This window comes from Actinokineospora alba (assembly GCF_004362515.1).
GTDB classification, from domain to species: domain Bacteria; phylum Actinomycetota; class Actinomycetes; order Mycobacteriales; family Pseudonocardiaceae; genus Actinokineospora; species Actinokineospora alba.
In genome coordinates this window covers 4,538,547-4,556,726 of record NZ_SNXU01000001.1, presented here as the reverse complement: position 1 = coordinate 4,556,726, position 18,180 = coordinate 4,538,547, and the positions used below count along the sequence as shown (strand labels likewise).

General features: G+C 71.7%; 21 protein-coding genes. 10 read left to right on the top strand and 11 right to left on the bottom strand.

All coding sequences use genetic code 11. The features are described 5' to 3' along the window. Window positions 1–22: 22 nt before the first annotated feature. Both C8E96_RS21085 and C8E96_RS21075 read right to left on the bottom strand, forming a co-directional pair. The gene (locus tag C8E96_RS21085) at window positions 23–388 is read right to left on the bottom strand and encodes a hypothetical protein (protein ID WP_133794636.1); all 366 of its coding nucleotides are present in this window, start codon (window positions 386–388) and stop codon (window positions 23–25) included. 405 nt (window positions 389–793) lie between these two features. After that, complete coding sequence (locus C8E96_RS21075) at window positions 794–2,446, bottom strand: alkaline phosphatase family protein (protein ID WP_091375134.1); 1,653 nt, start codon at window positions 2,444–2,446, stop codon at window positions 794–796. A 93-nt stretch (window positions 2,447–2,539) separates the two neighbouring features. Here C8E96_RS21075 and C8E96_RS21070 point away from each other — a divergent pair, with 93 nt between their 5' ends. Beyond that, the gene (locus C8E96_RS21070) at window positions 2,540–3,205 is read left to right on the top strand and encodes a RibD family protein (protein ID WP_091375131.1); all 666 of its coding nucleotides are present in this window, start codon (window positions 2,540–2,542) and stop codon (window positions 3,203–3,205) included. Here C8E96_RS21070 and C8E96_RS21065 read toward each other — a convergent pair whose 3' ends face one another. Further along, a complete protein-coding gene (locus C8E96_RS21065) occupies window positions 3,206–3,598 on the bottom strand; it encodes a DoxX family protein (RefSeq protein WP_091375126.1) in 393 nt (130 codons plus the stop codon). A gap of 16 nt (window positions 3,599–3,614) precedes the next feature. Then, entirely contained in the window at window positions 3,615–4,310 is a 696-nt protein-coding gene (locus tag C8E96_RS21060) for a CDP-alcohol phosphatidyltransferase family protein (RefSeq protein ID WP_091375123.1), read from the bottom strand. A gap of 44 nt (window positions 4,311–4,354) precedes the next feature. Here C8E96_RS21060 and C8E96_RS21055 point away from each other — a divergent pair, with 44 nt between their 5' ends. Together C8E96_RS21055 and C8E96_RS21050 are read left to right on the top strand one after the other, a co-directional pair. After that, the gene (locus tag C8E96_RS21055) at window positions 4,355–5,326 is read left to right on the top strand and encodes a zinc-dependent alcohol dehydrogenase (RefSeq protein ID WP_091375120.1); all 972 of its coding nucleotides are present in this window, start codon (window positions 4,355–4,357) and stop codon (window positions 5,324–5,326) included. Next, complete coding sequence (locus C8E96_RS21050) at window positions 5,319–6,020, top strand: creatininase family protein (RefSeq protein WP_091375117.1); 702 nt, start codon at window positions 5,319–5,321, stop codon at window positions 6,018–6,020. The genes C8E96_RS21055 and C8E96_RS21050 overlap by 8 nt, the downstream gene beginning before the upstream one ends. On the opposite strand, the gene C8E96_RS21045 is transcribed toward C8E96_RS21050, so the two are convergent. From C8E96_RS21045 to C8E96_RS21030, 4 genes are all read right to left on the bottom strand, one after another. Next, on the bottom strand, window positions 5,943–6,911 hold the full coding sequence (locus C8E96_RS21045; protein WP_228769899.1) for a lysylphosphatidylglycerol synthase transmembrane domain-containing protein: 969 nt from the start codon (window positions 6,909–6,911) through the stop codon (window positions 5,943–5,945). The two genes, C8E96_RS21050 and C8E96_RS21045, sit on opposite strands and share 78 nt — an antisense overlap. Before the next feature lie 131 nt (window positions 6,912–7,042). Then, window positions 7,043–7,831 carry a class I SAM-dependent methyltransferase gene (locus C8E96_RS21040; protein ID WP_091375115.1) on the bottom strand — a complete coding sequence of 263 codons (789 nt, stop codon included), beginning with the start codon at window positions 7,829–7,831 and terminating at the stop codon, window positions 7,043–7,045. Then, a complete protein-coding gene (locus C8E96_RS21035) occupies window positions 7,828–8,892 on the bottom strand; it encodes a glycosyltransferase family 4 protein (RefSeq protein WP_228769898.1) in 1,065 nt (354 codons plus the stop codon). Before C8E96_RS21035 ends, C8E96_RS21040 begins: the two co-directional genes overlap by 4 nt. Beyond that, entirely contained in the window at window positions 8,889–9,287 is a 399-nt protein-coding gene (locus C8E96_RS21030) for a 6-pyruvoyl trahydropterin synthase family protein (protein ID WP_091375646.1), read from the bottom strand. Before C8E96_RS21030 ends, C8E96_RS21035 begins: the two co-directional genes overlap by 4 nt. 86 nt (window positions 9,288–9,373) lie before the next feature. Here C8E96_RS21030 and ribA point away from each other — a divergent pair, with 86 nt between their 5' ends. Continuing rightward, a complete protein-coding gene (gene ribA, locus C8E96_RS21025; RefSeq protein WP_267463809.1) occupies window positions 9,374–10,012 on the top strand; it encodes a GTP cyclohydrolase II in 639 nt (212 codons plus the stop codon). A gap of 2 nt (window positions 10,013–10,014) precedes the next feature. Here the strand turns inward: ribA and C8E96_RS21020 are convergent, their stop codons facing one another. Together C8E96_RS21020 and C8E96_RS34490 are read right to left on the bottom strand one after the other, a co-directional pair. Then, entirely contained in the window at window positions 10,015–10,854 is an 840-nt protein-coding gene (locus C8E96_RS21020; RefSeq protein WP_091375106.1) for an alpha/beta fold hydrolase, read from the bottom strand. A 136-nt stretch (window positions 10,855–10,990) separates the two neighbouring features. Beyond that, the gene (locus C8E96_RS34490; RefSeq protein WP_091375104.1) at window positions 10,991–12,592 is read right to left on the bottom strand and encodes a LuxR C-terminal-related transcriptional regulator; all 1,602 of its coding nucleotides are present in this window, start codon (window positions 12,590–12,592) and stop codon (window positions 10,991–10,993) included. A 148-nt stretch (window positions 12,593–12,740) separates the two neighbouring features. Here C8E96_RS34490 and C8E96_RS21010 point away from each other — a divergent pair, with 148 nt between their 5' ends. The 6 genes from C8E96_RS21010 (at window position 12,741) to C8E96_RS20985 (ending at window position 16,995) form a co-directional block, all read left to right on the top strand. Then, the gene (locus C8E96_RS21010) at window positions 12,741–13,109 is read left to right on the top strand and encodes an RNA-binding S4 domain-containing protein (RefSeq protein ID WP_091375102.1); all 369 of its coding nucleotides are present in this window, start codon (window positions 12,741–12,743) and stop codon (window positions 13,107–13,109) included. A 190-nt stretch (window positions 13,110–13,299) separates the two neighbouring features. Further along, window positions 13,300–14,301, top strand: coding sequence for a glycosyltransferase (locus tag C8E96_RS21005; RefSeq protein ID WP_091375098.1), 1,002 nt, complete (start codon window positions 13,300–13,302; stop codon window positions 14,299–14,301). A gap of 118 nt (window positions 14,302–14,419) precedes the next feature. Then, on the top strand, window positions 14,420–15,268 hold the full coding sequence (locus tag C8E96_RS21000) for a serine hydrolase (RefSeq protein ID WP_091375095.1): 849 nt from the start codon (window positions 14,420–14,422) through the stop codon (window positions 15,266–15,268). Window positions 15,269–15,353: 85 nt separating this feature from the next. Continuing rightward, on the top strand, window positions 15,354–16,250 hold the full coding sequence (locus C8E96_RS20995; RefSeq protein ID WP_228769897.1) for an SMP-30/gluconolactonase/LRE family protein: 897 nt from the start codon (window positions 15,354–15,356) through the stop codon (window positions 16,248–16,250). Between the two features lie 65 nt (window positions 16,251–16,315). Next, on the top strand, window positions 16,316–16,792 hold the full coding sequence (locus C8E96_RS20990; RefSeq protein WP_091375090.1) for a hypothetical protein: 477 nt from the start codon (window positions 16,316–16,318) through the stop codon (window positions 16,790–16,792). A 20-nt stretch (window positions 16,793–16,812) separates the two neighbouring features. Beyond that, window positions 16,813–16,995, top strand: a complete 183-nt coding sequence (locus C8E96_RS20985) for a PspC domain-containing protein (protein WP_091375087.1) — start codon at window positions 16,813–16,815, stop codon at window positions 16,993–16,995. Here C8E96_RS20985 and C8E96_RS20980 read toward each other — a convergent pair. Beyond that, window positions 16,959–18,158, bottom strand: a complete 1,200-nt coding sequence (locus tag C8E96_RS20980) for a hypothetical protein (RefSeq protein WP_091375086.1) — start codon at window positions 18,156–18,158, stop codon at window positions 16,959–16,961. The two genes, C8E96_RS20985 and C8E96_RS20980, sit on opposite strands and share 37 nt — an antisense overlap. Between the last annotated feature and the right edge of the window lie 22 nt (window positions 18,159–18,180).

Below are 18,180 nucleotides of genomic sequence, written 5' to 3'. Positions count from 1 at the left end.
ACGACACCCGCGCGCGAGAGACCTACAGATCCACTCGCCGGGAAGGCGGTGCCCGATCGCCGATCGCGCCGCGGTGCGCCCACCGAGGCGCGGAGGGGAGGAAGTCGTCGAGGCGGACGAAACCGGCCGGACGCGGCCAGGATGCCGCAGCGGGCGGCACGGCGGGCTGGACCTGTGCGGGCCCTGTCTCTTTGGCCTCTTTGGCGACTCGCCCCGCCGAGCGGGACGGCGCCATCGCGTCGACGTGCGGCCCGCCGACCGTGGCACCGGCCTCCGCGGGATCCAACGCGACCGGCGCCGCACTCACGCCAGGGGCCGCGACGGAGACGAGCACGGTCGCGAAGAGGGCGAGCAGCAACAGCAGGCAGTGCCGCGTCCGGCTCGCCACGCTCGCTCGCTCCATCACGCCCCCAGGGTCGCCCGCCACCCTACGCGAACTCTTGAGGCGACCGAGGGAAGTCCTGCGCTGTATGTCAGGTTGTCGGGTGCGGCGGCCCGCAGGTCGGAAGCGCGAAGGTCGTGCGGCCGTCGCCACCGTAAGTGGTGCCCCTGCGGGCCTTGCGGGTCCGGTGGCGCCGGTCGCCCTAGTCGCCCCAGTCGGTCCGGCGGGCCCCTACCGTCCACAGCGGCGGCATCACTCGTTGTGCAACACCTCCGCGATGCCCGACACCGCGAGCAGGGCGAGCATGGGCGCGCGGTAGACGTCGGTGACGATGTCGAGCACGTCGACGTGGCCCGCCCGCAGTGGGCGAGGCGCCGACGGCTCGCCGAGCGACGCGTAGCTGACGCTTGATCAGGGCCCGAACGCCGTCAGGAACCGATCGCGGAAGGTGTTCATCGGCCAGACCGGGGCGCGCGGGCCGGGTTTCAGGCCCGCGTCCCACTTCCACGGCGACACACGGTCCAGCACGGCCGGGTCGCGGGTGACGATGGTGATCGGGACGTCCCAGGTGGCGTTGTCGCCGGTGACGATCTTGGCGGGTTGGTGGTCGCCGAGGAAGACGAGCACCAGGTCGTCGTCGCCGTAGGTCTCCACGTAGGAGACCAGGGTGTTGAGCGAGTACTCGATGGAACGCCGGTAGTCGGCGCGGGTCCGGGTGGGGTCGCCGGTGAAGATGGCCTCCGCGGGGCGGTCGCCGGTGTGCATGGTCTTGAAGATCGAACCGTCGCCGACGTCGGCCCAGTCGATCAGCGACGGGGTCGGTGTCCAGGGGGCGTGGCTGGAGACCAGCGGGATCACGGCCATCACCGGCTCGTGGTCGGCTTTCGCGCGCTCCGACCGCTCGAACGCCTCGAGGGTGAACTGGTCGGGCATGGTGGAGTAGCTGAAGCGCGGCCCGTGGTACCCGAGATCCCCGGCGGTCTGGATGCTCCGGTAGCCGAAGAACGCCCCCTCGGGCCACGCGTAGGTGATACCGGGGACGACGCCGACCGACCGCCACCGCGCGCGCTCGAAGGCGGCGCCGAGGGTCAGGCGGTCGCCGGAGACCAGGGTGCGGTAGCGCTGCTGGTTGTCGATCCACAGGCCGGACAGGAGCGTGGCCTGCGCCAGCCAGCTGCCGCCGCCCGTGGTCGGCGAGGTGAGGAAGGCGCTGCGTGCGCCGTACCCGGCGACGCCGAGCCTGCGGGTGCCCTCGTCGAGCACCGCTCCGACCTGGGGCGCCAGCTCCGGGTCCTCGACGGCGTCGCGGCCGTAGCTCTCGACGAAGGCGACGATGACGTCCTTGCCGCGCAAGGCGGTGAGCAGTTCCGCGCCCGGGGTGTCCCGGAAGCGGTCGACCACGGCCTCCGCGGCGAACTTGTCCTGGTCGAGCAGGCCCGCCCGCACCTGGCGCGCGTGGTCCAGGGCGAAGGCGGCGGCGCTGCCCGACGCGATGGGCGCGTCGGGGTCGATCCGCGCGCCGGGGATGGCGGCGGTGATCCAGACGACCGAGAGGACCGCGACCGCCCGGGCCGACCCGAGCCGGTGCTGGGCGACCAGCCTGGTCAGGCGCAACGCGGACAGCGTGGTCAGGACCAGCAGGGCGAGCGCGAGCACGACCGCGCCGACCACAGCGGCGATCGCGCCACCGGGACCGGCTGTCGCGTCGAGGTAACCCACGGCGGGGCCGAGCAGCGGCCAGTCGAGAACCAGGTCGAACGGCCGGTGCAGCACCGCGTCGAAACCCATGTCCATGATCTTCACGACAGTCAGCACACCGAGACCCACGCCCACGAGCACGGCCACACCCCGACGCGCCCGCGTCGGCAGGACCAGGAAGAGGACGACGCCGAGCAGCCCTTCCGCCGGGACACGGAGAAAAGCCAAGGGGCTCAGGCGATCGAGGTCGCTCGGCGCGAGCAGGGCGAACAGCACGAACACGCAGGCGAGCGCGGTGGCGCCGCCGGCCGCGATCCGACGAACCCGCCCGCGCCCGAACCTCCGAAGCGGCGCGAACAACTCCATCGACTGTCCTCTCGTAAAGTGTGGTGCCGCCAACCGGTACTACGGTCGACGGACCACTTCCGGTTCAACTCGCGGAACAGAACGGACGCACCCGTGACCCGCCCCTACGTCCTCCTCAGCGTCGCGGTCAGCGTGGACGGCTACATCGACGACCGCGACGGCCAAGGGTTCCCGCTGTCCAACGAGCTCGACTTCGACCGCGTCGACCAGGTGCGGGCGGAGTCCGACGCCATTCTGATCGGCGCCGAGACCGTGCGCCGCGACAACCCCCGCCTGCTCGTCAACAGCGCCGAGCGGCGGGCGGCGCGAGTGGCCGACGGCCTCCCGGAGCACCCGCTGAAGATCACCGTGACCGGCTCGGGCGACCTCGACCCGGACCTGCGGTTCTGGCATTGCGGTGGCCGAAAGCTGGTCTACACAACGGATTCCGGCGCGACCTCGGCAAACCTGGGGGAGCTGGCGGAGGTCGTGTCGCTGGGCGCCGAGCTCGACTTCGCCCGGCTCCTCGACGACCTCGGCGGCCGCGGCGTGGGCAGGCTGATGGTGGAGGGCGGCGGCCGGATCCACACCGCGTTCCTGTCGGCAGGCCTGGCCGACGAGATCCAGCTGGCGGTGGCCCCGCTGCTGATCGGCCATGCGGGCGCGCCGCGCTTCCTCAACCCCGCCGAGTACCCAGGCGGACCCGCGCGCCGCATGCACCTCGAAGACGTCTCCCGGGTCGGCGACGTCGCCGTGCTGCGCTACTTCCCCAAAGCCTGATCAGCTCCGAAGTGTGGCGACCAGCGCGAGAATGGTGTCGCGGCGGAACCACGCCACGACCAGGCTCAGCACCAGCAGGATCGCGGGCAGGACCGGCCCTGGCTTGTCCACCAGGAACAGTTCCGTGCCGACGGCCCCGACCATGACCCCGGCCAGCCCGAGCGCGGCGAGACCGCACAGGCGCGGGATCAGCAGGCCGATCGCACCGGCGATCTCCAGCGCGCCGGTGAGGTAGCGCAGCCACTGGCCGAAGCCGATGTCGTCGAACTTCGCCACGAGTCCGTCACCGAACAGCGTGGTCGCGCTGTAGACGAAGTAGGCGGCGAGAGCCACCTGCAGGACCCACAGCGCGACGTTGCCCGCGACTCGGGTGGCACTGGCTTGATCAGACATGGCGGCATCCTCGCACTCACGACCGGGCGCGACGCCAGAGCCCGACGATGTCGCGGCCGAACGACCACCCAAGCGTGACCAACGCGAGTCCGACCAGGACAGCCGAGTACGGGACGACCCCGCTCGCGGCCACGACGAGGGTGATGCCCTGCGCGGCGGCGACGGCTTTGCGGGCGAAGCTGGGCGGCAGGTCCCCGCGCAGCCAGGTCAGCCGCCAGGACGCCGCGACGAACAGGTACCGGGCGGCGCCGATCGCGAGCACCCACGGGCCGAGCGACCACGCGACGTGGACGCTCAGGACCAGGATCAGGAAGGCGTCGACCTCCATGTCGAAGCGGGCGCCCAGCGGCGACTCCGTGCCCGTGCGCCGCGCGACGAGGCCGTCGACGCAGTCCAGGGCGAGCGCGACGGCGGCGAGGGCCACGACGACCGGGACGGTTCCGTCGGCGCGGTCGGCCACCAGGGCGGTGACACCGCCGATCAGCAGCTGCCGGGCCAGGGTGACGCGGTCGGCGGGCCCGAGCGCCGCCGTGGCGGAGCGGCGCATCGCCCGAGTCAGCAGCACCCCGGTGGCGCAGGCGTGCACGAGCCCGGCGACGGCGCCGAGCGGACCGAGTCCCACGGTCGCCCAGAGCACGCCCAGCAGGAGGAGCTGACCGCCCGCCCACACGGCGGGCTCGCGCCAGGCCGTGGTGTGCTGGAGTGTGACCATCGCGCCCCTTGCGGCAGTTGGGCCCCGATTTCGGAGGATATGGGATGACACGCACGGCAAGGGCCCTTTGGTTCACCTCATCCGGCAAGTGTGAGATCCGCCCGGTCGCTCTTCCCGAACCGGGGGCCGGGGATGTCCTGGTCCGCACGCTTTTCTCGGGCGTCAGCCGGGGAACCGAGTCGCTTGTCCTGGCCGGAGCGGTGCCCGAGAACCAGCACGGGGTGATGCGGGCTCCTTTCCAGGAGGGTGACTTCCCGTGGCCGGTCAAGTACGGGTATCTCAACGTCGGGATCGTCGAACACGGGCCCCTGCTTGGCCGCACGGTGTTCTGCCTGTATCCCCACCAGACCCACTACGTCGTCCCGGCCGACGCCGTGACCCCGGTTCCGGACGCCGTGCCCGCGGCCCGGGCGGTGCTGGCCGGGACGGTGGAGACGGCGGTGAACGCGGTGTGGGACGCGGCCCCGCTGATCGGTGACCGGATCGCGGTCGTCGGCGGCGGGATGGTCGGCTGCGCGGTCGCCGCGGTGCTCGCCCGGTTCCCCGGGGTCCGGGTCCAGCTGGTCGACACCGACCCGAGTCGGGCGGCGGTCGCGGCCGCGCTGGGGGTCGGGTTCGCGTCGCCTTCGGCGGCCGACGAGGGCTTGGACCTCGTGGTGCACGCCAGTGCGACCGAAGGCGGTCTCGCGCGGTCGCTGGAGCTGCTCGCGCCGGAGGGCAGGCTCATCGAGCTGAGCTGGTACGGCGACAAGCGGGTTTCCGTGCCGCTGGGCGAGTTCTTCCACTCCCGCAGGCTCACCGTGCGCGGCAGCCAGGTCGGGACGGTGGCCCGGGCCGATCGGACCTACGCCGACCGGATGGCGTTGGCACTCGACCTGCTCGCCGACCCGGTGTTCGACACGCTCATCACCGGCGAAAGCGACTTCGACGAGCTGCCCGAGGTGCTGCCGAAGCTGGCGTCCGGCGAGCTCGCGGCCCTGTGCCACCGGATTGACTACGGTCGCGCACATGAGTGACCTGCTTCCGCTGACCACCACCGCCGACGTGCGGGACCGCGCCGCGACCGTGGCCGTGCTCCCGGTGGGGAGCCTCGAGCAGCACGGCCCGTACCTGCCACTGGTGACCGACACGGTCATCGCGTGCACCATCGCTCGGGAACTCGCCGCGGCGTACCCGGTTCAACTGCTTCCACCGGTGACGATCTCCTGTTCGCACGAGCACGCCGCCTGGCCGGGCACCGTGAGCATCTCGGCGCGGACCCTGCACGCGGTGGTGACCGACATAGCCGACTCGCTGCGTCGCTCCGGGGTGCCACATCTGGTGATCGTCAACGGTCATGGCGGGAACTACGTGCTGGCGAACATCGTGCAGGAAGCCTTGGGCGGCATGGCTTTGTTCCCCGGCACCCAGGACTGGGCCGCCGCGCGGACCGCGGCCGGGATCGAGACCTCGGCGGGCAGCGACATGCACGCGGGTGAACTGGAGACCTCGGTCCTGCTCCACGCCCACCCGGCAATGGTCAAACCGGGCTACGACACGAGCGACTGGCTCGCCGACGACCGGCGGCACCTGCTGACCCTCGGCATGGCGGCGTACACGGAGTCCGGTGTGGTCGGGCGGCCGTCGCTGGCCTCAGCCCGCAAGGGCGAGGACCTGCTCGCCGGGCTGGTGGCCGCGTTCGCGGACTACCTCACGGTTCTTCAGGAATAGGAACAGGGCGCCGGGCAGGCTCGCCACCAGCGCGAGCACGCCGTAGACCACGGCCGTCGTGAGTCCCTGGGCGGCGCCCAGCCCGGCGGCGCCGAACGCGGCGGCCAGGAATGCCTCCCTCGGGCCCCAGCCGCCGACGTTGATCGGCAATGCCATCACCAGCAGGGCCACCACGAACAGCGGCAGGAGTCGGGCGACCGGCGCGTCGGTCCCGGCGGCTCTGGCCGCGACGAGCAGCAGGGCGAGGTGTCCGGCCACGGCCGTCGCCGAAAGGACCACCACCGGTGGAAAGGCGCGTCGGGAGAGCAGCCCTGCGCGCGCGTCAGCCCAGACAGTGGCGGCTCGCTTACGCCAGAACACGACGACCCCGGCGACCGCGATGAGGACGGCCAGGAGGGTGATCACGGCCGCGCGGTCGAGGGACAGGTTCATGGGCTGGTCGACGAGAACGGCGATGGCTATGGCGACCAGGACCGCTTGCCCGGCGAACCGCTCGAAGACCACGGCGCGGACACCTCGACCGAGGTCGCCCGCCCGCTGCCCGTGGCTCACCGCCCGGTGCACGTCGCCCAGGACCCCGGCGGGAAGCACGGCGTTGAGCAGCAAAGCCCGGTAGTAGTCGGACACGGCCGTGCCCAGGGACAGCGGAAGCCCAAGCCGACGAGCCACGACGCACCACCGGGCGGCGGCGCACACGGTGGTGACCACCCCAATCCCCACGGCGGCGACCAGCGACCCGAAGTCGATGGCGCGCAACCCGTCCACGAACGCACCCGCCCCAAGCCGCACAAGAAGCGCGGTCAGGATGGCGAGGGCCAGGAGGAGCCGCAGCCAGGGCCAGAACCGACGGATCACGCCGACACCGGCAAGGATGGACCGCCGCTGCCCCACCACCTCTCCGCCCGAAAACCCGCACACCGTGCCGCCCCGGACCTCGGCGCTGCCGAGAGACCAGCGCGCACGACCAACCCACCCACGCGTTGCCGATCCAGAGAAACACGTGCCCCGCGGGAACCCTCGATTCATGCCGACCTCGGCAACGCCAACAGGTCGACATGCCCAACCACAACCCGCACCCCACCCGCGAGACGCCGACGTAAGTACGCGGGCGCCTCCTCGGCCAGAGCCGGGCGCTGCTCGCAGGCGGCGTCCACCCAGCCGCGGAGCCACTCCCCCGCCAGCGCGGCCTGATCCGGGCCCAACCGCCACGGGCTCGGTCGGGTCCACACCACCGCGCCACGGCGTTCGAACGACTCGACGGTGGCGGCCACCGCGTCCGGGCCGAGGAGACGGCGGCCGTCGACTTCGCGGCGCTGGTGGTCGTTGAAGGCCTCGGCGAACTCGGCGTCCAGTGGCTCCGGCGGGTCCAGTTCCACCCGGCCCGCCACCGACAGGGTCAGCAGCGCGGGACAGCCCGCGTCGACGCAGGCGGCGGCCAGGGTGTCGACCTCGTCGGCGGTCAGCAGGTCCAGCAACGCCGACGCGGTCAGCAGCGACGTGCCCTCGAGGTCCTCGGCGCGCAGTGCGGTGAGGTCGCCCTCGCGGGTCTCGACCGTCACGCCCGGGCCGGTCACCGTCGCACCGGCCACGGCGAGCAGCCGCGGGTCACGGTCGTGCAGCACCCAGTGCTGCCCGCCGTCCAACCGCCTGGAGAGCCATCGGCCCATCGATCCTGTGCCACACCCGATATCACGCACGAGGAGGGGGTTTCGGTTCACAAGACTTTCCCGCAACGGGACGAGCAGGTCCTCGGCCCGGGCGTCGGCGTCAGCCTTTTCCCGCAACGCCAGCCACTCCGGGGCGAAGCTCATCCGCCGAGCCTAGCCAGCACTCCGGCCAAGTCCTGAGCGCAGTCGTCCCAGCTCCGCAGTGCTTCCCCGCGCGCACGCGCCGATCGCCGCAGGTCGCGGCGCAGGTCGGGGTCGGCCAGCCAGCGCCGCAGAGCCGCCGCCAGCGCGTCGGTATCCCCTGGGGGCACCAGCAGCCCGGGTGTGCCGCCGGCCGGAGCCTGCCCGAGGGTGTCCGGGACACCGCTCACCGCGGTCGCCAGCACCGGGATGCCGCGGGCCAAGGCCTCGGCCACGACCATGCCGTACGTCTCGGCCCGCGACGCCAGCACCAGCAGGTCGGCCGACGCGTAGGCGCGGTCCAGGGACCCGCCGCTGCGCGGGCCGTCGAGGGTCACACGGTCGGCGAGGTGGTGTCGCTCGATCAGCAGACGCAGGTCCTCGACGTACCCGGGATCGCCGAGTGGACCGACGCACACGCAGGTCCACGGCAGGTCAGCCACCGCGGCGAGGGCTTCGACGAGCAGGTCGTGGCCCTTGCGCGGGGTCACCGACGCGACGCAGAGCAGCCGGGTTCCGGCTTCGGTGCCGGGCGCGGTCGGCGCCGGGTCCGTTCCCGGGGTCACGGTGTGCACGGCGGTCAGTCCGTGGTGCTCGACCAGCCTGCGCGTCGCCCAGGGGCTGGTGGTCACGACGGCGCGGGCCGCGCGCAGGGTCTGCCGCTCGGCGGCGTCGAGCGCCGACGCGAGCTCAGGAGACAGCCCGGTCTCGTCCGCCAGCGGCAGGTGCACAAGGACCACCAGGCGCAACCGGCCCGCGTGCGGGACGACGACCTCGGGGACGCCGCACGCCACCAGTCCGTCGAGCAGCACGACCGACCCGTCGGCGATCGCGGCCAGCGCACCGGCCAGCTCCGCGCGGGCAGCGGTGTCAGGGCTCGGCCACGCACCGGGGACGGCGACCTCGTGGACCGCCACCCCCAGCGCCACCAGGCCACGGCACACGCGGCGGTCGTAGACGTTGCCCCCGCTGGGCGTGGCCGGGTCGTCGACGCCACCGGGCAGGACGACATGGACAGCGTTCACAGGGACCGTTCGTAGCTCGCCCAGGCGACGTGCGACTCGTGGAGCGTGACCGCGATCCCGGTGAGCCCGCGCGCGCCCTCGCCGAGCGCGCCCGCGTGCACCCGTTCGGCGAGCCGGTCGGCGATGACCTTCGCCAGGAACTCCGTCGACGTGTTGATACCGGCGAACGCGGGTTCGTCGTCGAGGTTGCGGTAGTTGAAGTCGGCGAGCACCTTGCCGAGTTCCTCGGTCGCGAGCCCGATGTCGACCACGATGTTGTCCGAATCGAGCTCCGCGCGGGTGAACCTCGCGTCCACCACGAACGTAGCCCCATGCAGGCGCTGCGCCGGGCCGAAAACCTCGCCGCGGAAGCTGTGGGCGATCATCACGTGATCACGAACAGTGATGCTGAACAGGGTGACCTCCACAAGTGCACCGGATACCGTACGACCTTCGACCGAGCGTAATGACCGTCCGGCCGGAGCCTGCTGAAGGGGACGCTGTGGACGAGGCAATCAGTCGCGAGGACGTCGCGGAGTCCGATCTCATGACTCGGCGCGGGAAGTTCCGGGCCGTCGCGTTCCGCGACGGCCACGAGCACATGGCCCTCGTCTACGGGACGCCGACCGCGCACGACAACGTGCTCGTCCGCGTCCACTCCGAATGCATGACCGGCGACATCTTCGGCGCGATGCGCTGCGAATGCGGCGATCAGCTCGATGCCGCCCTCGACCGCATCGTCAGCGAGGGCAGCGGCGTGTTCGTGTACCTGCGCGGACACGAGGGGCGCGGGATCGGGCTGCTCGCGAAGGTGCGAACCCATGTCTTGCAGGACGAACAGGGGCTCGACACCCTGGATTCGGCCACGACGCTCGGGTTTCCGATCGACACCAGGGACTACCGCCCGGCCGCGAAGATCCTCAAGCACCTGCGGGTGCGGTCGGTCCGGTTGATGTCCAACAACCCCGACAAGATCCGCGCCCTGGAGGCGAACGGCATCGCGGTCGTGGAACGGGTGCCACTCCTCGCGCCCGCGACCGACCACAACGTCGGATACCTGACCGCGAAACGCGACCGGCTCGGCCACGACCTGCCCCAAGTGGACACTTTCTCCAGCGGCTACTCGTACAACCGGACCTGAGGTCAGGCCGGTTGCCGGGCCGATTCGAAGAAAGTGATCAACTCCTCGGCGACGGACCGCGGCGCGAGCACCGGCGCGAAGTGTCCAAGGCCGGGCAGCTCCCAGACCTGCGAGTCGGCGACGTGCTGGGCGATGAACTGCACCGAAGCGGTGAAGAAGGTGTCGAGTCGGGTCCGCCGACCCCGCAGGAGCACCACCGGCGCGGTAATCAGCGCCAACTGCTCCGGATCCGTGGATCGCGGGCCCTGGTATTCGGCGTCGTGCTGGATGAACCGGAGCATGGCCGGTATTCCGCCCGCCCACCGCTCGACGAAGTCCGTCCGCTCCAGGGCGGTGATCTCCTCGTCGGTGCAGATCCACGGGGTGAACGCGCGCATCGCGTCGACGAGCCTGCCTGCGGCGGCCGCCGCACCCACGCGCTCCATGGTGCCGAAGGTCTGGGCGAGGTCGTCCTCTCCCATGACCGGGATCAACGCGGGCTCGTAGACGGCGACCGCTGCGACGGAGTCACTGCGCGCGGCCGCGCCGAGCACCCACGCACCGCTGCCCGACCAGCCGACCAGGTGGACCGGCTCGCCGATGCTGTCGACGAACGCCGTCACGTCCGCCACCAGCCGCGGCGGCGAGTGGTCCGGGTTGTCGGCCGACAACCCGCGGCCCCGGGTGCTGGGCAGGTAGCAGGTGAACCGGTCGGTGAGCTCGGGCAGCAACGCCTCCCAGGCGACCTCGCCGTCCCCGATCCCGCCGTGCACCAGAACCAGTGGCGGTCCCTGTCCCCGTACTCGTCCGACGATCTCGGTGCCGTCCTCGGACACCGCTCGGTGGATGCGTTCCTCAGTCATGGTGATCTCTCCTGACCGGTCACCGCGCCGCTGGTCGGCGCGCCTACCGGGGACGCTAGGCAGCGGTGCGCCACTCGAGCATCGGCGCGATTGACCACTCCGCGGCGGCCTGACTACGCGGTTGTGCGTAGCCCGCTCACCCGCCTCCCGTCAGCCCGCGGTCGATGGCGTAGCGCACGGCCTGGGTCCGGGAGGTGACCCCGATCTTGTGGAAGATGTTCGTGAGGTGCCGGGCCACCGTGCGGTCGCTGATGAAGAGCGTCTCGCCGATCTCCCGGTTGGAGCAGCCGTCGGCCACCAGGGCCAACACCTCGCACTCGCGCCGGGTCAGGCCGTCGGGCGAACTCGGCCGGTGTGCGCCCAGCCTGCGGTATGCCGCCTCCGCTTGGGCTGTCTCCGCGCTCGCGGATGCCTCGTCGCCCAGTGCCCGGTATGCCTCGGCGAGGAGGACACAGACGTGGGCGGCGTCGTACTCCGCACCGAAGTCCCGCCAGCGCCCGCAGGCGTCGCGGAGCACCGGGAGGGCCTCCTCGGCGCGGTTCTCGGCCAGCAGCAGCGCGCCACGCGCGGCCGCTGCCAGCGCCTGCAGGCCCGAGGTGGCGAACGTCGACGCCGTCGCCTCCAGTTCGGCGGCGGCGACAGCGGCGTCACCGAGGCGCCCCGCGGCGATCGAGATCTCCACCGCGGCGGCGCACAGCGGAGCCCGGCGCAGCGGGTCGGTGCCCGCCGCCGCCACGGCCGCCCGCACCGACGCCGCTGCACCCGCCGGGTCACCCGCCCGCAGCCGCAGCAGCGCCCGTCCCGGCTGCGGGTCACGACCGCGGGCGTGCGCCTCGTCGTAGGCGTCGGTCGCGCCCGGGTCGCCGCGCAACCGGCGCGCTTCGGCGACGACGTACCAGGCCTCCGCGGCGTAATCGACCCGATTGGCGTCAAGGGCGGCCACCACCCCAAGCGCCGTCCGTTCGGCCTCGTGCCATTCGCCGCGGACCAGGTGCAGCTGCGCGCGGTGCACCGCGCACAGGCCCCCGAACAGCACCGCCACGGGGAAGGTGGCCAGCCACCGCTCGGTCAGGTCGACCCACCGGGTCATCCGGCGGAGGTCGGCGATCTCGTGGCAGGTGGCGATGGTGTGGCAGTAGAGGCTGCCCGACATGAACGGGGAGAGCCCGCCATCCAGCACGGTGACCATCGCCTCGTCGAGCAGTCTCAGCCCGTCGACCACGTGGCCGGATCCGATCAGGGCGCGGCCCTCGCCGTTGACTCCCATGGCCACCATCTCGGGCTGCCCCAACCGACGGCCGAGGTCCTGGATCCGGCGGGCGACGCCGACCGCCTCATCGGGCCGCCCCGCCCGCAGCCTCGGCTCCAGTTCGGTCAGGTGCAGCAGGAACCCGTGCGCGCGGCACTCGGGGACACCGTCGAGCAGCCGCCCGGCTTTGCCGATCCAGCCCATGCCCTGCGGCTCGTCGCCCCGGCCCAGCAGGAAGATGCCCATGAGGATGGCGGCCCACGCGGCCTCGGCGGGTCGGGACTCCGCCACGAAGGCCTCGCACGCGGCGGCCTCGAGCCGCAGGGTGTCGTCGGTGCGGCCGACCCACCACACGGCGTCGGCGTACGCGGCAAGGTCGTCGGCGGTGAGTCGGACGGTCGTGACGGCATCGAAGTGCGCCGCGGCAGTGGCCCAGTCCTGTGCGCCGTGTGCCTGCCGCGCCCGGCTCAGCATGTCCGCCTCGTCCACCACCGTCCCCAACGGCCTGCCGATCCAGCGAAACCGACTTCGCCCACTGTACGACCGAGGGCGGAACTCGGGCGATGGCGAACCTCGCGACTCGCTGACCGACTGTGGGAGCCCCGGAGCGTGGCCCGATAGGCCATCATGGACGGCTGTGGAGAGCACTCGCGTGGACCGCTGGCTGTGGGCGGTCCGGCTGACCAAGACCCGGACGGACGCCGCCGCGGCCTGTCGGGGCGGGCACGTGCGGATCAACGCCCGGCCCGCCAAGCCCGCGACGACGGTGTCGGCGGGCGATGAGGTGCGGGTCCGGGTCGGCGGCGTGACCCGGGTGGTCGAGGTGGTGCGCGTGATCCAGAAGCGAGTCGGCGCGACCGACGCCGCCACCTGCCTGATCGACCGAACCCCCGCGCCGACCCCCGAAGCCGCCATCCCCGTCGCCCGCCGCGACCGCGGCACCGGCCGCCCCACCAAACGCGAACGCCGAGTCCTCGACCGCCTACGCACCCCCGACCCAACCTAAACCCGCGAGTCGCCCCTTCCGGCAAGTGAGTCGCCCCTTCCGGCAAGTGAGTTCGACATTCGAGTGCACCCGAATGTCGAACTCATCGGCCTGGAGGGGCGACTCACTTGCCGGAAGGGGCGACTCGGTTGCTGGGAGGGGCGACTCGCGACCGGATAGGGGTGGGCGAAGGCGGGTGTAGGTTCGGGGGATGCGGGTGTTGTTCGCCAGTCTGGCGTCGGTTGGTCACACCTATCCCCTGATCCCCCTCGCGATCGCCGCGCGTGAGGCCGGGCACGAGGTGCACTTCGCCGCGGGCGAGGAGGTGCACGCGCCGCTGGCCGCCCATGGGTTGCGGCCGTTTCGGCCCGCGGACTCGTTCTACGAGATGTACGCCGAGGACCTCGCGCCCGAACTGGCGCGGCTACGGCCCGACCTGGTCATCCATGAATGGGGTGTGCCCGGCGCCGCCGAGGCGACGTACCGGGCGGGGATTCCGGGGCTCTGGCACGGTTTCGGCCGGATGTACCCCGACGGCATCGGACTCGAGCTGCCGACCAGGAACACCGAGGCACCGGGCAGGCCGCACCTCGACATCTGCCCGCCTTCGTTGCAGGACAAGGACTTCCTCGCCACCGCGGACCGGATCGAGCTGCGGCCCGTCCCCTACTCCGCGCCTGCCGCGCCTTCGGACTGGGGGCAGGTTTCGCGCCCGCTGATCTATCTGACGCTCGGCACCGCGTTCGGCACCGCCGAACTGCTCACCACCGCCATCAAGGGGTTGGCGACGCTAGGCGGGCGCGTGGTCGTCGCCGCCGGTCGCGTGCGGGTCGCGGAACTCGGCGAGATCCCGGACAACGTCACCGTGGAAAGCTGGGTCGCGCAGGCGGACCTGGTGCCGCACGCCGATGTCGTGGTGCACCACGGCGGCAGCGGAACGACCCTCGGCGCGCTCGCGGCCGGTGTCCCGCAGCTGTTCCTCCCCCAGGGCGCCGACCAGTTCGCCAACGCCGACGCGGTCACGGCCGCAGGCGCCGGGTCGCGGCTGGACGCGGGCGAACTGAGCGCGGACGCCATCGCGGAGCAAACCCGAAAGCTGGTGCGGGACAACACCCACCGCGAAGCGGCTCGGGTGATCGCCGAGGAGATCGCCCGGCTGCCCGCCCCGGCTGAGGTCGCCCGGCTGCTGCCGAAGTACGCGCACGGCGCCTGATCACCGCCCGCGTGCGGCTGGTGACCATCCGCGGCCGTGACGTGGCGGCCACGCAACAGCCGAGTCACAACGCGGGGAATCGCTGGATCGCGGCGCCCCGAAGGGGAAGTCTGGGCCGGTGCGCTCGCTCGTTCGCCCCGGCCTCGCCGTGGCGCTGATGACGGTGGCCTTCGCGGTCACCACGGCGATACCGCCCGCGACCGGGTGCCTGGTCCGACCGGGGGTGGCGAGCTCCGTGGTGGCCGAGGTGCGGTCGCCGCCCGCCGCCAAGCCGGTGCTCGAGGTGGACCTCGCGGGAGCGGTGGCCGCCGGGGTCGCGGCGGCCGACGAGCGGATGACCCTCGGCATGGCGGTCATCGACCTGACGACCGGCCGGATGGCGAGCAGCGGGGGCGACCGGCCGTTCTACTCGGCGTCGATCGCCAAGCTGATCGTGGCCGTCGACGTGCTGTCGCGCGACGTCTCGGCGGCCGACAGCGAGCGGGTGCGGCGGGCCCTGTCGACCAGCGACGACAACGCGATGAACGCGCTCTGGGGCCTGCACGACGGGGTCGGCGCGGTGCGGCGGGTGGCTCAGCGCGCGGGGATGACCAACACGTCGCCGCCGCGTGACCCGGCGGAATGGGGCGAGACGATGGTGACCGCCGACGACATCGCGCGATTGCACGCCTACATCCAGGGCTGCCCAGCCCGCGACGTCATCGTCGCCGCGCTCTCCGCGGCCCCCGCGCGCGCCGCGGACGGGTTCGACCAGGCCTTCGGGCTGCACGCGCCGGGCGTCGACGCGTATTCGAAGCAGGGCTGGATGACCTACCGGCCCAGTTCGGCGTACCTGCACAGCGCAGGCGTCCTGCACGACCGGTACGTGGTCGCGCTGCTCTCCGTCCACCGCGGCAGGCCCATGGCGAGCGCCAAGGAACGGGTCGACGCGGTCACCAGGGCGTTGGCCGCCGCGCTGCCCGCCTGATTGGGGCCGGATGACCCGTCGTTTTCGCCGGGAACCCGGCCCATGATGGGTGGCGGTTCACCCACGGTGAGGAGGCGTCATGAAGGTGCTCAGACGTAGCTTGCCCATGGCGGCGGTGCTGATCCTGGCAGCGGTCGTCCCGGCGACGGCGGCGCCCGCCAGTGAGGTCATCGTGCTGACCGGCGCGACGTCGGCGGAGGGCGTGGCCACGGGCCGCGGGTCGACGTTCTTCGCGGGCGACCTCTTCGCGGGCGACCTCTATCGCGGCGACCTCCAGCGCGGGACCGCCGACCTGTTCAGGGACGTGCCCGACGGCCGGATGGCGCTGGGATTGAAGTACGACGAGCGCACCGACCTGCTGTTCGTGGCGGGCGGGTTCAGCGGCCAGGCCCACCTCTACGACGGCACCACGGGCGACGACGTCGCCACCTACCAGCTCGGCGGCGCGGTCAACGACGTCGTCGTCGTCCGAGGCGGGGCATGGTTCACCGATTCGTTCCAGCCGCACCTCTACTTCATCCCGGTCAGCCCGACCGGTGAGCCCGGCCCGGCCCAGACCCTGGTGCTGTCCGGCCCGGCGGGCGAGATCACCGGCGACTTCAACCTCAACGGCATCGAGGCCACGCCCAACGGCGACACCCTCCTGGTCGCCCACTCCGCCAACGCGGCGATCTACACCGTGGACCCGGAGACCGGGGCCAGCGCGGTCGTGGCGGGAGTCGACGTGCCGAACGCCGACGGGATCGTGCTCAGCGGCCGGAACCTGTGGGTGGTGCAGAACTTCGACAACAAGGTCACCCGGTGGCGGCTGAGCCCGGACCTGAGCAGCGGGACCCTGGTGAAGACGATCACCAGCCCGCTGTTCCAGATCCCGACGACGGCGGCCCTGCACGGCAACACGCTCGCGGTGGTGAACGCCAAGTTCGACACCGGTCTGCCCCCGACGGCTTCGCAGTACGAGGTGATCCTGGTCGACAAGTAGCGGCAGGCAACCCGCGCTCCGGTGGTGCGTCCTGGTGGTCGAGGACAACTGCCTGAAGGAGTGGCGTGCGGACGAAGTGGATCTGGGGGGCGGTCGCGGCGGTGGTCGTCGCGGTCGCGGTGGTCGGGGTCCTGGTGTGGCCGAAGTCGGGGTGGAGCGGGGCCGCCATCATCACCGCGATCCGGCCCGATGGGACGGTGGAGTACGACGAGGCCCGGTTCGTGAGGGCCGAGGAGAACACCTCGATCGCGGAGCCGATTCCCGGCACCCACCACACGGCCGTGCTCGGCGACCAGGTGGCGATCTACACCGCGGTCGGCGACTGGTGTGCCGCCACCGCGGGCCTGCAGCTGAAGGACGGTGTGGGCGCCAATCCGTGCACCAGAGCCGAATTCCTCGCCACCACCCATGAGCGCCTGTACGCGTGCGGCTCACGGTCGACGGTGACGGGAAGATCAGCGAGATCGCGGAGTACTACCACCCATGACCCTGACGGGTCCAGGCGGGACATGCGGGCCGACCCACACTGGGCGACACTGTGAGTCCATCCGAAAGGAGCGTCATGGCGGTCGAGTTGGTCAGGTCCCGCAGGAATCGGATGATCGCCGGGGTGTGTGGCGGGATCGCGGAGCGAGTCGGACGTAAGCCGAGCACCATCCGGTGGCTGTTCGTGCTGTCCTGCATCCTTCCCGGACCGCAGTTCCTGATCTACATCGTGCTCTGGGTGGTGCTGCCCGAGGGCTGACCCACCCACCGGCCGAGGTAGAGGTGGCGGGCGGACAGGTTCACCGCCATGTGCTCGATCAGCGGGTCGAAGAAGCTCTGCCGGATCCGGGCGTCGGTGGCCGTGGACGTGGCGAAGTAGAGGCCGGAGAACGCGGCCAGGAAGATCGACACCTGGAGCAGCTCGTTGGGGAACGGCAGGTAGATGTCGTAGATCGTGCCGCTGGTCAGGTCGTGCGTGCTCCACGCCTTCATCACCTCCGGGCGCACGGCGAGCGATCCGAAGGTCACGAAGATCGCGAACATCAGCAGGCCGAACGCCACCGCCTGGATCAGCTGGGCCAGCAGCAGCACGAGCACCATGTTCAGCCGCTCCACCCGCCGAAGTGGGTGGGCGTCGGCGGGGTGCTCGTCCAGGTAGGTCTCGAACGGGCTGCCGCGCAGGGTGTCCGGGTCCGCGCCGCGCGGTCGCGAGCGGACCATGTCGCGCAGTTCGTCGGACAGCACCGCGAGCATGAACAGCATCGCCAGCACCGCGAAGAAGCCGACGACCCACCAGATCCGGCTTCCGCGCAACGCGGTGATGCTCTGCCAGACCTCGGCGGTGAGGAAGCCGAACGTGGTGAACAGCAACAACAGCGGCAGCGCGCGACTGGTCAGCGTGCCGAGTTTGCGCAGCTGGCGGACAGCCATGCGGACCGCCCAAGCGAACACGGAACCGGCGCCGATGGCCACGAGTCCGATCGCCGCCAGCACGATGAGACCACCCCAGATCACGCCGGGCAGGAAGTACGTGGCGTCGATCAGGTAGCCGAAAACCGGAAGCGCCACCACGTAGAGGGCGATGGCGACGATCGCGGTCACCCGCCCGCGCGACGTGCCCGCGGCCGTGGCCCGGCGCACCCAGGTCATCGCCAGCCAGGCGCTCAATGGCGGCAGGACAAGCAATCCGAGCAGCAGAGAGTAGTACCCCAACTCGTAAGCGGGGTTCTCCATGAGGACTTCCCATTCCTCCTGGGTGGCCCCGTCGATCATGAAGAGCACGTCGGTGAGCAGCTCGGTCGAGCCGAAGTACGCCAGGACCGGGAGAATCCGCACGAGCAGCTGGGTCGGCCTGCCGCGCACCACCGCGGGCAGTCCGCGGCGCCGGAACCACTCCTCAGCCAGGTGTCGCTGAAGGTCCACCGTCCGCCTCCGTCCTATTGGG